Here is a 15826-nt window from a genome sequence, read left to right as displayed (position 1 = left end):
CCATTACACGCAGGAGAAACCGTCATGCCCGATTCCATCGCAACACCGCATCCTTTTCTTGATACGCATGCCTGGCCAATCGTTTTCTTACACATGCCAGAACAGGTGCCTGACAATGAATCCGCTGCCTATATGGCACAAATTACTCAGCTGTATGCCGCACAAGAACGCGTTGTACTCTGCATGACCGGTGCCGACCTACCCCACCATTCTCCTGTCTTTATGAATGCTTATCTTCAGTGGACGCGCGATAACGTCAACCTGCAACGGCAATACTGTGCAGGCGCGATTCGTATCGAAAGCGACGAGGCCAAAAGGCAAAAATACGTGGAATGGGCAGATAACTGGGCACAATCCGGACAAGCCCCTTACGCCTATTTTGTCGTTGCCACCTTGCTTGAAGCACAGGTGCTGGCGATAACGCTGCTGGATCGTGACCAACCATGACGCACAGCCCACTAACACGCTACCTGCCCTATTGGTGTTTCTACCTGCATCAAGGCATGATCACCGCACTCATCATGCAAGGCGTCGCAGGCTATTTCCGCCATGCCGGATTAGATCTTGCGCAATTAAGCTGGCTGTCACTGACCTTCCTTCCGTGGATTGCCAAGTGCCTGTGGGCACCGTGGGGAGAGCGCCACGCCCTTCCTTTGCGCGGTAACCCCTATTTAGGCAGTCTGGTACTGCTCCAGATCGCCATGGCAGTGACGCTGGCTGTAATTGGCCTGATCTCACCGGAGCAATCTGTTCTAGCTATCGTTATCGCGCTGATGTTGTTGGCGCTGCTCTCTGCCAGCCACGATATCTATGCAGACGGTATTACAATCTGTACCACCAACACGTCCAGTCGTGCGCTGGCAAATACTGCACAGGTCGGCGGGAGCTATCTGGGTATTCTATTCGGCTCTTATGCGTTTCTGAGTATTGCCGAGCATACGGGGTGGCAAGGCGGTTTCTTCGCGCTGGCAGGGCTGTCGCTGCTGATGCTCATTCTGCCGCTGCGCTATACCCGCCAAACCGTGCGTCATTCTGATCCCACTGCGCGCCCGACGCTAAATCACCAGACATTTAAGGCACTCTGGCCAGTATTGGCCTTCACGGCCATTTTCTATCTGGCGATGCGCGGCATGATGGCACTACAGACCGTTATGCTCATCGACCAACAGCTTAGCCTGAGCCAGTTAGGTATTGTCATGACCGTGTACAGCACCGCAGTCAGCGGCGTAGGGATTGTGCTCGCTAACCTTCTGATTCGACGCATGGGCGCGCTGCGCTGCCTATTGCCCGTGATGATCGTGCACGCCCTACTCGCTATCGTGCTGGCTGTCGGTTACCCGCGGTATCCGTTGAATGCCTGGATTGCACTCTTTGGCGTGGTCAATCTGGCTGCCGCCGTCGGGTTTGTCACGCTATACAACGTCCTGATGGGGCTAGTCAGACCGCATCAGCCCGCTTCCGACTATGCGCTGTTCCAATCGACCGATGCCGCCATCGCTATGATCGTGTCAATCGCCGCGCTTCAGCTCGCGCATCACACAAACTATCAGACCACGCTAGGCGTACTGGCCTGCTTCGCTGTCGCCAGCCTGTGGCCCGCCAAACGGCTATCGGTGCGACTTTCCCGCATGTTTTCAGAAGGTATTCCTACTGCAACGGCAAGCCGTCGGGAGCGAAGTTAACGCAAAGAAAATCGTACAGGCTGTCTGCTGTATTCGGGTTGAAATAGACCCGATACGGGTAGCTCAAAAAATGCAAACGATTATCATTTAACTTTCATCATCTCTGTGTCACCCATTTTTCATGTTGTGATGAAAACCGTTGCTTTTGACATTGATTTCAGCTTTTTCAGGGATTTAATAATGAAAATAATGCGCCTTTATCCGCTCGCCTTGACCGGCGTGTTTCTCTCTTCCTGCGCCTTTGCCGCTCAGGACGATACGCTTGTTGTCTCCGCCAGCAAACAGTCACCCTATTCCGCTTCGGCTAATAACGTTTCCTCCACCGTCGTCACGGCACCAGAGCTGAAAGATGCGGGCGTCACCAGTACCGACAAGCTGACTCGGGTTCTGCCCGGCCTGAACCTCGGTAATAACGGTAGCCTGCTGTTCCCCTCCATTTCACTGCGTGGCGTCTCTTCCGCACAGGATTTCTACAGCCCTGCCGTGACGGTCTATGTGGATGGCGTACCACAGCTCGCCACCAACACCGTGCAGGCGCTCTCCGATGTAGAAAGCATTGAAATGCTACGCGGCCCGCAGGGGACGCTGTACGGTAAAAGCGCACAGGGCGGCATTATCAACATCGTCACCCAGCAGCCGGACAGCACGCCGCGTGGCTATGTCGAAGGTGGCGTCGCCAGCCGCGATGGCTACCATGGCAAAATCAATCTCAGCGGCCCCATTCAGGATGGTCTGCTGTATGGTAGCGTGACACTGCTGCGCCAGGTCGATTCGGGCGCGATGACCAACCCTGCGACAGGCAGTGATAACCTCGGTGGGACAAAATCCAGCGTCGGAAATCTTCGACTACGGCTGGCTCCTGATGGGCAACCGTGGGAAACCAGTCTGGCACTGACGGAAGACTGTACGCGCGCCACACAGGATACTTACCTGCCGTTTGGCGATGCCAAAAATCGTACGCTGGAGATCGTCGCTGGCGCGCCCGATCCTAAACTACGCCGTTGTACCCATAGCCAGTCGCTAAGCGGAAAATACACTACCGACAACTGGATCTTCAGCCTGATCGGCGCATGGCAACAACAGAATTACGACCGTACCTTCCCAAACAGTACGCTGATTGCCAACATGCCGGAGCGATGGAATCAGGACGTGCAGGAACTGCGGGCGGCCACGCACGGTGCAGGCCGTACGGTGGATATGGTGTTCGGCCTTTATCGACAAAATACGCGTGAGAAACTCGATCTGACCTACATCCAGGCGGGATCGCCGTTCATGCAGAGTCATGCCAACACGGCATCGGAGACCTTAGCCGCCTACAGCGACCTGACCTGGCATCTGACCGACCGTATCGATCTGGGCGGCGGGCTGCGCGTATCACACGATAAGGCCAAAACCCGCTACCACCAGCAGTTCTCCGGCATGAACGTGGGCGATAGCAATAGCGTTGATGACGATCAGGTACTGGGGCAACTCTCTGCCAGCTATCTGCTCAATAACGACTGGCGCGTCTATACTCGCGTCGCACAGGGCTACAAGCCAACGGGCTTTAACTACTCACCCGCCGCAGGAACACAGGCCATTCCTTACAGTGCAGAGAAATCGATTAACTATGAAATCGGCTCGCGCTATCAGAGCGGCGATGTGCAACTTCAGGGTGCCGTGTTCCATACTCACACGCGTGATATGCAGCTGTATTCCGGCCCAGTCGGTATGCAAACGCTCAGCAACGCAGGCAGCGCTGACGCCAGCGGCGTAGAAATGATGCTGAAGTGGCAGTTCGTTCCCAACTGGTCATGGGATATCAACGGTACCTATGTGCGCTCTGAATTTAGTGGCGACAGTGAAAGCTATCAGAATAAACGCGTTCCCTTCGTGCCACGCTACGGTGCTGGCACCAGCCTGAACGGACTAATCGATACCTCGTTCGGCGCATTAATGCCGCGTCTGGCGTTCAACGTAGTGGGGCCACACTACTTCGACGGTGATAACGCGCTGCGTCAGGGGACCTATACCACCACCGATCTGCGTCTCAGTTGGCAGGCCACCGACCGGGTGAATATTGCAGGCTACGTGGACAACGTCTTCGATCGTCGCTATCGCACCTTTGGCTTCATGAGCGGCACCTCCGGTTATGCGCAGGTCAATGAAGGCCGAACCGTCGGCGTGGACGTGCGAGTCGATTTATTCTGATTTATATCGTCCCGCATCCATAACACAATACTCTACTGGGGTGACATGTTGTCATCCCAGCACGTTATCATCCGTTCTTCTTGCCTCTTACAATCCGTTACCGATTAGGCTTTCTCCTTTTACCACGGGTCATATTAATGACATCGCTCCTGTTCCATACTGATCGCCGCAACGTTCACATGCTCCGTTTACCCTGATATTTTGCGCCAACCGGAGATTCGCCATGAAACGCAACACGACCCTGCTCTTCACGGTTTCTGCCATCATTTTACTCACGGCAGCCACAGCAATAGGGTGGAAGGTTGTCCGGGGAAACAGCAATGCGCTGTGGGAAATCGTCAGCGAACAGTGCGTACCAAACCAGCAGCACAGCGGCAATCCAGCCCCCTGTCTGGAGGTCAATCTGGCGGACGGCTATGTGCTTTTTGATGACAGAAACGGCCCCTATCACGATCTGTTACTCCCAACCGATAAAGTCAGTGGCATCGAGAGTCCTGAACTCTTACAGCAAAACACACCTAATTTTTTCATGCTGGCGTGGGATCGCCGTGGTCACCTTTCACGCGAGGCCGGCAAACCGATCAAAGATGGTTATCTCTCGTTGGCAATTAACTCGCGCTATGGTCGCACACAAAACCAACTGCATATCCACATAGCCTGTCTGCGCCCAGAGGTTTATCAAACGCTGAATCAGCAGTTCCCCATGATCTCTGCCGACTGGAAACCACTACCCGTAAAAATTAACGGGCACGTCTATTTGGCAAAAACGATCGCGACGAACGAACTGACGCAAAGCGATCCGTTCAAAACGCTCGATCGCTACGCACAGCGGCAGAATGAATCTATCGGCAAATACGGCCTTGCGATGGTCTCCATGCCGACGGGCGAAAAGGTGCTGCTCGCCAGCAGGTTGGACGTATTCAATATGAGCCTCGGTTCCGTCGAGGAAATTCAGGATTTTTCCTGTGCGCTGGCGAAATAGCCGCTGATCGCGCCAGACAGCGGCCTGCGCGCGCTGGGGTCCCAGCGTAATCAATTCGCTATAACTTATAACGTTTTGTTCATTGCATTGCTATCCGACCTCCGCCTAAAAAGTGGGGAAAATCGATAGGGTAGGTAGCTGCAACATGCATCTGGATTTACGGCAATTACGCAATTTTCTTGCACTGGCCGAACAGGGGAGTTTCGTACAGGCCGCAGAAGCGGTCTGTCTGTCACAATCAGCGTTCAGCCGCAGCATTCAGGCGTTGGAACAAACGGTGGGACATCCGCTTATCGATCGCCAGAGCCGACGCTTTGCACTGACGTGGCAAGGCAATACGCTGCTGCCGTTTGCGCGGCGTATGCAGGAGTTGTCCTGGGAACTGATGACCGACATGCGGCAGATCAGCGAGGCGCAGGAAGGTGAACTGACGTTTGGCTGTGGTCCCGCACCGTCTACCACGCTGATCCCCAAAGCGGTCGCACATTTCCATGCACTACGGCCGCGTGCCAAGGTCACTTACAGCGTGGATAATTGGCAATCCCTGCGAGAGCGTCTGCTGGCCGACGAGTGGCCTTTTATTGTCGCGGATACCTGGCAGGCTGAAATGGAAACCGGCCTCCACGTGCAACCATTAAGCCCGCAGCGTTGTTTCTTTATCTGTCACTCCTCGCATCCGCTGGCTCAGCAGGAAAACGTGACGCCGGACGACCTCTTACGCTTTCCGCTCGCCTCTCCTTTTATGCCTGTCGGCATGCGCAAAATTCTGGCCGCCCTGACGCGTCAGCCCGACTACCGGCCGCAAATTCAGTGTGACCATATCTATTCTGTCTTCAGCATCCTACGGCACACACAGGCCATCAGCTTCGCCAGCGAGGATGGCTTTGCGCTAGGACGATTAAGCCATCAGTTGGTAGAAATTCCGCTAACGGGCACACCACCGGAATGGGGAAACATGCAAACCCGATTCGGGATTGTCACCTGTTTGCAAAGAACGCTGCCCCCGCTAGCCGAACTGATGATTGAAACCCTACTGGCGCAAGATAGGCTGCGCTCACCCGTTCCGTCACTGCCGACGCTGTGAGCGCCTTCATGATTATTTTGTCGGATGACCGCTGGCGTCATACACCGGCCAGTTTGACTCCAGCCCCTTGGCCTTCAATGCCCGAGCGGCAAACTCGCCGGCAAACCAATCGCTGGCTGAAAACGTGTTGCGAATCAGCCCTGCCGCTTTCGCCCGCTCGATACTGTCCTGCAAGCTGCTGAGCAGGAACGGGTCGAGGCGCGGCGAGCTTTGGAAGGGGAGATCTTCCGCTTTCAGTTCTTCCTGAAAGATTGCTTGCGGTATCTGGCTCTGTTCGGACATCAGCGCCGTGTATTCCGGTAGGTGCTGCGCATCGCCGATCCATTGCGCATTATCCACCAGTACATTCACCAGTTGCTGCGTCGTGCCTGGATAGCGATCGATAAAATCCTGCGTCGCCAGTACCGCAGCCTGCGTGGTATTCTCCCAGCCCAGCGCCCGACTGGTCGTGACAATATTGATGCCCTGCTTACGCAGCGCCAGCAAAGAGACACCGCCCCACACCGCATCCACACGTCTGGCCGCCAGTGCGGCTTTGCCCGCCGTCCAATCCAGATTGATGACTCGCACATCACGCTCGTTCAGCCCGACACTTTTAATTGCGCGTTCAAATGACAGCTGATCGGCCGTTCCTTTGTAGACTGCAATCCGCTTGCCGCGTAAATCCTCAATACGCTGAATACCCGATTCCGGCGTCGCCGCCAGATAGGAATTCGAACCGCGCGATCCCACCAGCACCCGCGTCGGCAGCCCCCCTGCACGGCCAATAATGGCGGCGAGATCGCCCAGATACACCACGTCCAACTGCTTGTTTGCCAACGCCTCGTTCACCGCTGGCCCCGCGCCTTTAAAGAACGACCACTGAATGTTGATGCCCTGCGGCTCAAATTCCTTTTCCAACTGTTTTTGAATATGCGCCAGCCCCAGCGGCCCGCGGATAAAGGGCTTGCTCCCCGCGCTTTGGTCTGGCAAACCGATACGAATTTCCGTCGGATTCTGCGCATCCGACGCTACGCTCTCGTTCGCCTGCGCCGTAGAAACAAGCGTGGCGCTCATCAGTAGCGTAATAGCTAGCATCTTATTCATTCCCTGCCGCCAGCGAGAATGGGGAGCCTTCAAATCTAAAGGGGTAGCGTACTGCATACGGTGTTCCTCAGTAATCCGTTTTATCTGCCATGAAACTAGCGAACCGTTGGTGTCAGGCTTAAATAACATTTACAGGTTTGTTCAGCGGAAAAAAGCATAAATCAGGGCTGGCGGGCTTGAGCTACGCATATGCATTTATTGCACGGCGACCATCGCTTTATTGCATTGGCGTTCAACGCCGAAACCTGTTTTTTATTCCCTATTCATCCAACAGTGATGCTTTCGTGGAATAAAATGAATAAGTCGATAGTGCTGAAAAAAACCGTGATCGTCTGGCCTTCGCTGCCGATAGCGCTGGCCTATCCGCTCGTCGTTCCGCTGGCATTGCTGGCACTGTGGTATATCAGTACCCACTACGGCTGGATGCCCCCCCAGATTCTCCCTGCCCCCCATATTGTCGCTAACACCGCCGTCGAGCTTTGGCACAACGATCTCCTGCCACAGCTCTTTATCAGTCTGCAACGCTTAGCGAGCGGCCTGCTGGCCGGTTTACTCTCAGGAACCTTACTTGGCGGGCTGATGGGGGCATCACGGCGCGCCGAACACCTGCTGCACCCAACGGTATACGTGCTGGCGCAGATCCCAACGCTAGGGTGGATACCCCTGTTTATGGTGCTATTCGGTATTGATGACGGCCTGAAGCTGGCGGTTATTATCAAGGCTGTCATTATTCCCGTGACGCTGCATACGCAAACGGGCGTGCGTAATGTGCCGCATGCGCTACAGGAAGTCGCACGTACGCTGCGCCTACCGTGGCATCAGCGCCTCATCAAATTAACCCTGCCCGCGGCGTTCCCGACCTGGCTCACTGGATTGCGGCTTGCACTCTCGCAGGCGTGGGTGTCGCTGATCGTGGTCGAACTTCTGGCGTCATCTCAGGGGATTGGCTACTTACTGGTATGGGGTCGTCAGTTGTTTCAGCTAGACATCGTGTTTGTCTGCATCGCCACCATCGGGCTGGCAGGACTGACGATGGAATGGGCGATCAATCAGTTGGATCGCCGTCTGGTCTTCTGGCCACACCCGCCGCTCAGCCGCTTAACCACGGCACCGTCTCGCCGCCTATCGGCGCTGGTTTTACCCTTTCTGCTTCTGCTGTTCTGGCAGCAGGCCGGCCGCTTTGGCTGGATCGATCCGCTCTTGCTTCCTCCGCCCGCCGACGTGTGGCACATGCTGCTACAAGGCATTCGCGACGGTTCGCCTACCGAGGCGATGCAGGCCAGCCTGACTCGTGCGCTGGCCGGTGCGATAGGCGGCATTGTCGCGGGCCTCATATGCGGCGTGCTGCTGGGGCTGAATGCCACCAGCGACGCCCTCTTTACACCGACGGTCGCGACGCTGCGCCAAATTGCGCTGTTTGCCTGGCTACCGCTGCTGACCGCTTGGGTCGGTAACGATGAAACCGGAAAAATCACGTTTGTCGCACTCGCCTCCTTCTTTCCTATGCTGGTGGCCAGCCATCGCGGCATCCGCCAACGTTCACAAGCCTTACAAGAGGTCGCGCAGGTGTTGCAACTCCGTTTATCGACCCGCCTGCGAGTATTGATCTTGCCGGGCGCCGCGCCTGCGATCTTCGCGGGTTTACGCCTGTCGCTGATTTATGCCTGGCTTGGCACCATCGGTGCAGAATATTTCATGTCATCCGGCACCGGGATCGGCAGCCTGATGATTAATGCTCAACAGTTGCTGGATATGCCTTTGATTATCAGCGGTATGCTGCTGATTGGATTAACAGGCGCGGTGCTCGATCGCGTCGGACTCAGTCTGGAACAGCGGATGACGCGCTGGCGTTCCGCAGGAGAAATCGTATGACGTCCCCTTCCCTTGATGTGTCGCCGCCAGTGGTGCAATTCGACCATCTACGTAAACAGTTTCGTGTACAAGGCGAACCGCTGACGGTAATCGATGATTTTTCACTGTCGATTCACAGCGGTGAACTGGTGGCGATTGTCGGCAGCAGCGGCTGCGGAAAATCCACACTGCTGCGCATGTTGGTCGGATTAGACAACGACTATCAGGGGCGCGTGCTGGTTGAAGGAAAAACCGTGCGTGGTATCGGACGCGAGCGCGGCATGGTGTTTCAGGAACCGCGCCTGTTTCCCTGGTTGACCGTGCGGCAAAACATCGCACTTGGGCTGGCTAATGAATCAATCAGCGAAAAAGAGCGAAAACGCCTGATCGACCACTTTATTCAGTTAGTGCATTTGCAGGATTTTGCCGATGCCCTGCCCGCCCAACTTTCCGGCGGTATGGCGCAGCGTGTCGCCATCGCGCGCGGGCTCGTCGCCAATCCCCGCATCCTAATGCTGGATGAACCTTTTGGTGCATTAGATGCCCTGACTCGCCAGCAGATGCAGCAGGAGTTGCGTCGTATTCATCAGGCGGAAGGCACCACCACGCTGCTGGTGACGCACGATGTCGAAGAAGCCGTCTACCTCGCCGACCGCGTTGTTGTACTGGCACCGCGCCCAGGGCGTATCCGCCAGATTGCAACCATTTCGCTGCCGCATCCGCGCCAGCGTGACAGCCGAGACTTTCACCAGCAGTGTAGCGATCTGCTCGCACTGCTGACACAGCCAGCCGATACGGCGACCCTCTCCTCTTCTCTGAACACGTAAATACTGGAGCACCATCATGGGACACCCATCCGTCTACCCAACCGGCACAACGATTTACAACCCGGAAAAAGCCTGGGGCGGCTACACCGTCTTTCAGGCGCTGGAGCGCGGCGCGGTACTGGTGGATATGAACGGCACCGAACTGCGCCTATGGGAAGGTCTGCACGGCTTCCCCAACAAAATTCTGCCCGGCGGCTACATCCTCGGACACAGCGGCGAACGTGATTCGCGCTACGGCATGCAAGACATGGTCGACCTGATTCAGGTGGACTGGGACGGCAACGTCGTCTGGAAATTCAATGGGTATGAACACATAACCGATCCCGACCTTCCGCCCGAATGGATGGCGCGCGTCCATCATGACTACCAGCGCAGCGGCAACCCGGTCGGCTATTACGCGCCGGGGCAAGAACCGCAGTCGATTGGTGGCAACACGCTACTGCTGGCGCACACCAATCTGCACAATGAACGCATCAGCGACAAATTGCTGCTCGACGACACCATCATCGAAGTGGACTGGGAGGGCAACATTTTATGGGAATGGCGGTGCAGCGACCATTTTGATGAACTGGGCTTTGACGACGACGCAAAAACCGCGCTGTACAACAATCCTAACCTGCGCAAAAGCGGCGGCGGGATGGGCGACTGGATGCATATCAACTCCATGTCGGCACTCGGCCCCAATCCGTGGTTCGATCAGGGCGATACCCGTTTCCACCCCGATAACATCATCTGGGACGCGCGCGAATCCAACATCATTGCCATCATCGACAAACAGAGCGGCAACATCGTCTGGCAGCTTGGCCCCAACTACAACACGCCTGAGCTCAAACACATCGGCTGGATTATCGGCCAGCACCACGCGCATATGATCCCCGCAGGTTTACCGGGTGCGGGCAATATTCTGGTGTTTGATAACGGCGGCTGGGCAGGCTACGGTGCCCCCAACCCGGCATCCCCCGATGGGGTGAAAAACGCCTGGCGTGACCATTCCCGCGTGCTGGAAATCAACCCAGTCACGCTGGATATTGTCTGGCGCTATTCGCCTTATGAAGCCGGCATTCCCCACCCGACCGACGCCTTCCGTTTTTACAGCCCGTACATCAGTAATATCCAGCGCCTGCCGAACGGCAATACGCTGATTAACGAAGGGGCCAACGGTCGGTTGTTTGAAGTCACCGCCGATCATGAAATTGTCTGGGAGTTTATTTCCCCCTATTGGGGCAAGACGGTGAACACCAACATGCTGTATCGCGCCTACCGCGTCCCCTATGAGTGGGTGCCGCAGTTGCCTCGCCCACAGGAAACGCCGGTGATCGCCCCTGATAATACTCAACTACGCCAACCCGGAGCCGCCGCGCCCGGCTTCGCCAGCGTGATTCGTATTGACGGTACGCGCCCTTATAAAAAGAGCGGCGATGCCCTGTGTGTCGCGACCGACAGCGAAGATCTCAAGCGCAGCCCGAAGCTCTTCGCCGTCAACCGTGAGCGTTTTGCGCCACTCACCGCCGACGGCTGGCCAGAACTGGCAGCACAGGTTGATCCACAGCTACTGCTGGTCGGTGCCGAGCGCTGCGTCCACTGTAAGAGCCTCTACCGCCAGTTGGAAACGATTCTGGATAGCGAGGAATACCGCCAGTTGTCGAGCCATTATCTGGATGCCGATCATCACATTACGCTGGCGGAGAAACTGGCGGTCAGAACGCTACCAACCCTGATATGGCTTGAAAACGGTGAAGAACGTGCTCGCCTGAGCGGCGCACAGCAACCCGAACGCCTGCGCCAATGGCTGACCACGCAACAGAGCTAACCCTCACACCTTAACGCGATCTCGCGCCCAGTGAGATCGCGTCGTTGCTTTCATTTCTCACTTTTCTTGCGTACATCCTTCCATACCAACACAGTCGTCCTCTGCGCTTCTTCCCTACCCATATCCGCTTCTTTTACCATTGCCTACAGATTATTCAGGGACGGAAAAACAGAATGGCCGCGCATGATGCGATTTTTAAACAGTTTCTCAGCGATCCAGCCGTCGCAAAGGATTTCTTCGCCATCCATCTGCCAGAAGAAATCAGGACTATCTGCGATTTCAGCTCGCTGCAACTGCAATCAGCCTCTTTTGTGGACGAGGAACTACGCGCAAGAATATCGGATATGCTGTACTCAATTCAGACCACCACAGGGCAAGGTTATATCTATTGTGTGATTGAACATCAGAGCCGCCCAGAAAAGTTGATGCCGTTTCGCCTGCTGCGCTACGCGCTGGCTGCTATGCAGCAGCACCTCTCTCAAGGTCACGATACGTTGCCGCTCGTCGTTCCTTTACTGTTTTATCACGGCCAGCGTAGCCCTTATCCCTATACGCTACGCTGGCTCGACGGTTTTGCTGACGCTATTCAGGCAGAAAAACTCTACAACGCCTCCTTTCCTTTGGTTGACCTAACGGTGATACCGGATGAGGACATCAAGACGCATCGCCGCGTGGCGCTGCTGGAGCTGGTGCAAAAACACATTCGCACGCGCGATATGCTGGAATTAGCACAGGATATCGGGCTATTATTTGAGCGCTGGCAGATACCGCTGCCGCAAAAAAGAGCGATACTGTTTTACATCGCGCGGAGCGGCAACACCTCAAGGCCAGCAGAGTTTATTGAGGCCGTCGCGCAGTCTCTGTCAACGGATCGGGAGGCGATCATGACCATCGCACAGCAGCTTGAGAAAATCGGGTTTGAAAAAGGCATACAGCAGGGGATACAGCGCGGCATGGAACAGGGAATACAACATGGCATAGAGCAAGGTATGAAAGCCAGTGCTCAAAATATCGCTCGTCAGCTCCTGCTTAGCGGCATGGAACCTGCTCAGGTTTGTCAGATTACTCAGTTGAGCGCGGCGGAACTGGCACAGCTTGTTGATTCATCGAATGAGTAGGCTCTAAAGATAGTCTGAACCTTCCTACAATTTATTCTCCCCCTCTTTTTCATCATCGACGCGGTCAGATAAGGCTGCGTCGCGGCGCCAATTTATACGCTCTGGATCACATTTCCTTTGCACCACGTCGTTGTAATTTGTTATGTTATTACATATCGATTTACACAGACCCTATACGTTAGCCATGATTAACTGGAACAGACACACAGACGCCATTCTTCAGGTAGAGAACCTGAGCCTGTCTATTGGTGGTGAAACCAAAGTCAGCGATATCAGTTTTACGCTGTTCGCAGGCGAACGAGTCTGTTTACTCGGCGCATCGGGTTCCGGTAAATCCCTCACCGCTAAAGCCGTGATCGGCACCCCAGCCACAGGCTGCCAGATTAGCGGCAGTATTAAGGTAAATGGTCAAGAAGTCAGTCAGTTGAAAGCGCTGGCGCGCCCGCATACCAGTCGGGTATCTGCCGTTTTTCAAGACTCTGCGACGGCGCTCAATCCGCTCATGCCGTTAGGGAAACAGCTCTCGCTGGCGTTGAAAGCGCCCTCTTCCGCTGAGCTTACTGTGCTTCTGACAGCCATGAAGCTGGACGATATTCCCAACCTATTGCAGCGCTACCCTGCCGAATTGTCCGGCGGTCAGCGTCAGCGTATTTGTATTACCCTCGCGCTGCTTGGCAAAACCCGGCTACTGGTGGCAGATGAACCCACAACCGCGCTTGATGTCATCACTCAGCAGCAGGTATTACGCGTCTTACAGGAACGTAGTGCGCAGCCAGATGCACCTGCACTGCTGTTTATTACGCATGATATTGCCGTCGCTGCCCAACTCTGCCAGCGCGGTCTGGTAATGGAAAACGGTCAGATCGTTGAATCCGGCAGTATGCTACAACTCCTGAATGCACCACAGCATCCTTATACCCGTCGTTTGGTGGCTGCCGCCCGTCGCGCTGACGATGTTTTATCAACCAATGTTTTACCCATCAATATCTTATCCTCCAATGTGTTACCCGTTACCGGAGCGCTTGCCGGATGAATCACCACCTGCACGCGGTTCCTTCACCGTTTTTAAGTCTTGAGCACGTCAGCCGCTATCGCCAGACGTCGCGTTTACCGTGGCAAAAGGCCGATCCTGCCAGTGCGATTTTTCACGACCTGTCGCTACACTTACACCGTCACGAACGTGTCGGTCTGGTTGGTGCCTCGGGCTGCGGTAAATCTACATTACTGAAAACGCTGCTCGCACTTGAAGCGCCGGAGAGTGGTACGGTGTACTGTGACGGTAACCTGATTAAGCCCGGTTCGGTTCGTTCATTACTTTGGTATCGCCGCCGCGTTCAATATATTCCGCAAGACCCGGCAGGTTCGCTTGCCCCACGCCAACGCGTCGCCGATCTCCTCACTGAGCCGCTAAAGCGCCTGCGTCCTGGTGAAAATGCGCCAGTGTGCCTGCGCAATGTCATGGAACAAGTCGAACTCAGTACAACACTGTTGGACAAAGCCGCAGGGCAGCTTTCCGGTGGGCAGGCGCAGCGCGTCGCGCTGGCGCGAGCGTTGATTATTCGCCCCGATTTTTTACTGGCGGATGAACCCGTCAGCGGTCTGGATTTACCGTTACGTGAACAGATCAAAACCCTCCTGCAACAAGTCACTGAACAAAACAAGATGGGATTGCTGATGGTATCGCACGACATTTCTATGCTCGCCGGGTTGTGCGACAGAATGCTGGTTATGGATAGCGGACGTATTATTGAAGATCGCCCCACGACAGAAGTGCTGGCTTCACCGCAGCAGGCGCACACTGCCCATCTGTTGCAGGCCGTCCCCGCGCTATCGACGTCAGGCTATTAGCTCACGGGAAACACGCGTTTTACAATAAAATACCACGTCAATAACACATTTCCCCATCGCGGGGATTTTTATCACGGCTTGTTCTATAACGGATGATTGAATGTTAGACCTTACCGCCAACCGCGCTCCACGGCCTTATCCCCCGCTACTTCTGGGTAGCCAGCTTGTTTTCAATATTGGCTTTTATGCCGTTGTGCCGTTTCTGGCTATTTTCCTGCGCGATGACATGCTGCTTTCCGGCTGGGCTATCGGGCTAGTGATTGGCTTACGCACCTTTTCTCAGCAGGGCATGTTTTTAGTCGGCGGCGCACTGGCGGACCGCTTCGGCGCACGCGTGATTATCCTGTGCGGCTGTGTGGTGCGCATTAGCGGCTATTTACTGCTGGCGCTAGGCGACTCGCTGTGGCCGATCATCCTCGGCGCCTGCCTGACGGGTGTTGGTGGTGCCCTGTTCTCTCCCGCCATTGAAGCGCTGATGGCGCAGGCCGGTACGCAAAGCGAAAAAGAGGGAAAGCGTAGCCGTTCCGAATGGTTCGCCCTGTTTGCCATTTGCGGCGAACTCGGTGCCGTGCTAGGGCCGTTGCTCGGCTCGGTGCTGGCCGGGTACGGATTCCAGCGCGTGGCGCTAGCCGGTGCTGGCGTCTTTGTTATCGCGCTCATTATCCTGTTTTTCAGCCTGCCGCCGACACAGCGAAATCAAGACGAGTTGCACATCGCTCCGTGGTGGGAGACCTTTCGCCAACGGCGCTTTGTCGCGTTCATCATCGCCTATAGCGCTTACCTGTTCAGCTACAACCAGCTTTATCTGGCGCTGCCAGTTGAACTGCATCGCTCTGGCAGCAGTGAGAAAGATCTCGGCCCGCTGTTTGTGCTGGCCTCATTGCTGGTGATCGGGTTACAGCTCCCACTGGCACGTTTTGCCCGCCGGATTGGCGCAGCACGCATGCTGCCACTGGGTTTCGCACTGCTGGCCGCGTCGTTCTTTAGCGTGGCGCTATTTGCCTCTACCACGCCGCCTGAAGGCTGGCAACGCCTGCTGCCAGCGATCTCATTAATTACCCTGCTGACGCTGGGGCAGATGTTAATCGTCCCCGTTGGTATGGATCTTATTCCACGCTTTGCTAACAACCAGAATCTGGGTGCGCACTATGGCGCACTGGCATCAATGGGCGGCATCGCCGTGCTGGTCGGTAATTTTATACTCGGTAGCCAGCTCGATCGTGCACTGACACCATCGCCACAGGCTGCCATTCCGTGGGTGCTGCTCGCTGCCGTCCCCTTGTGCAGCTCGCTAGCCATGATGGTTATCTGCCGCCCGTTTAAATCCGCCTCAACCGTGAATGAATAA

Annotated in this window: 13 protein-coding genes; 12 read left to right on the top strand and 1 reads right to left on the bottom strand. The window is 55.6% G+C overall.

Annotation, left to right across the window (positions count from 1 at the left end; genetic code table 11):
* Positions 1-24: 24 nt before the first annotated feature.
* The 5 genes from EDI29_RS10870 to EDI29_RS10850 all read left to right on the top strand — a co-directional run bounded on the left by EDI29_RS10870 (position 25) and on the right by EDI29_RS10850 (position 5938).
* On the top strand, positions 25-447 hold the full coding sequence (locus tag EDI29_RS10870; RefSeq protein ID WP_137740928.1) for a hypothetical protein: 423 nt from the start codon (positions 25-27) through the stop codon (positions 445-447).
* The gene (locus EDI29_RS10865; protein WP_137740927.1) at positions 444-1682 is read left to right on the top strand and encodes an MFS transporter; all 1239 of its coding nucleotides are present in this window, start codon (positions 444-446) and stop codon (positions 1680-1682) included. The genes EDI29_RS10870 and EDI29_RS10865 overlap by 4 nt, the downstream gene beginning before the upstream one ends.
* Before the next feature lie 180 nt (positions 1683-1862).
* Complete coding sequence (locus tag EDI29_RS10860; protein ID WP_137740926.1) at positions 1863-3872, top strand: TonB-dependent siderophore receptor; 2010 nt, start codon at positions 1863-1865, stop codon at positions 3870-3872.
* 223 nt (positions 3873-4095) lie between these two features.
* Positions 4096-4854 carry a CDP-diacylglycerol diphosphatase gene (locus EDI29_RS10855; protein ID WP_137740925.1) on the top strand — a complete coding sequence of 253 codons (759 nt, stop codon included), beginning with the start codon at positions 4096-4098 and terminating at the stop codon, positions 4852-4854.
* A gap of 145 nt (positions 4855-4999) precedes the next feature.
* Positions 5000-5938, top strand: coding sequence for a LysR family transcriptional regulator (locus EDI29_RS10850; protein ID WP_137740924.1), 939 nt, complete (start codon positions 5000-5002; stop codon positions 5936-5938).
* A 12-nt stretch (positions 5939-5950) separates the two neighbouring features.
* On the opposite strand, the gene EDI29_RS10845 is transcribed toward EDI29_RS10850, so the two are convergent.
* The gene (locus EDI29_RS10845; protein WP_137740923.1) at positions 5951-7081 is read right to left on the bottom strand and encodes an ABC transporter substrate-binding protein; all 1131 of its coding nucleotides are present in this window, start codon (positions 7079-7081) and stop codon (positions 5951-5953) included.
* A 237-nt stretch (positions 7082-7318) separates the two neighbouring features.
* On the opposite strand from EDI29_RS10845, the gene EDI29_RS10840 reads away from it, so the two are divergent.
* From EDI29_RS10840 to EDI29_RS10810, 7 genes are all read left to right on the top strand, one after another.
* Positions 7319-8896 (top strand): ABC transporter permease, encoded by a 1578-nt coding sequence (locus EDI29_RS10840; RefSeq protein WP_137740922.1) that lies wholly within the window; start codon positions 7319-7321, stop codon positions 8894-8896.
* On the top strand, positions 8893-9702 hold the full coding sequence (locus tag EDI29_RS10835; protein ID WP_137740921.1) for an ABC transporter ATP-binding protein: 810 nt from the start codon (positions 8893-8895) through the stop codon (positions 9700-9702). The genes EDI29_RS10840 and EDI29_RS10835 overlap by 4 nt, the downstream gene beginning before the upstream one ends.
* Positions 9703-9718: 16 nt before the next feature.
* Positions 9719-11512: an aryl-sulfate sulfotransferase gene (locus EDI29_RS10830; protein ID WP_137740920.1), complete on the top strand. Its 1794-nt coding sequence runs from the start codon at positions 9719-9721 to the stop codon at positions 11510-11512.
* 173 nt (positions 11513-11685) lie between these two features.
* Positions 11686-12630: an Rpn family recombination-promoting nuclease/putative transposase gene (locus tag EDI29_RS10825; RefSeq protein WP_137740919.1), complete on the top strand. Its 945-nt coding sequence runs from the start codon at positions 11686-11688 to the stop codon at positions 12628-12630.
* A 184-nt stretch (positions 12631-12814) separates the two neighbouring features.
* Complete coding sequence (locus EDI29_RS10820; protein ID WP_193555658.1) at positions 12815-13663, top strand: ATP-binding cassette domain-containing protein; 849 nt, start codon at positions 12815-12817, stop codon at positions 13661-13663.
* Complete coding sequence (locus tag EDI29_RS10815) at positions 13660-14478, top strand: ABC transporter ATP-binding protein (RefSeq protein ID WP_137740918.1); 819 nt, start codon at positions 13660-13662, stop codon at positions 14476-14478. The genes EDI29_RS10820 and EDI29_RS10815 overlap by 4 nt, the downstream gene beginning before the upstream one ends.
* 100 nt (positions 14479-14578) lie before the next feature.
* Entirely contained in the window at positions 14579-15826 is a 1248-nt protein-coding gene (locus tag EDI29_RS10810) for an MDR family MFS transporter (protein ID WP_137740917.1), read from the top strand.

The organism is Pectobacterium polonicum (genome assembly GCF_005497185.1).
GTDB classification, from domain to species: Bacteria; Pseudomonadota; Gammaproteobacteria; order Enterobacterales; family Enterobacteriaceae; genus Pectobacterium; species Pectobacterium polonicum.
The sequence above is the reverse complement of the archived record's forward strand: the minus strand, read 5'-3'. Positions and strand labels throughout refer to the sequence as shown.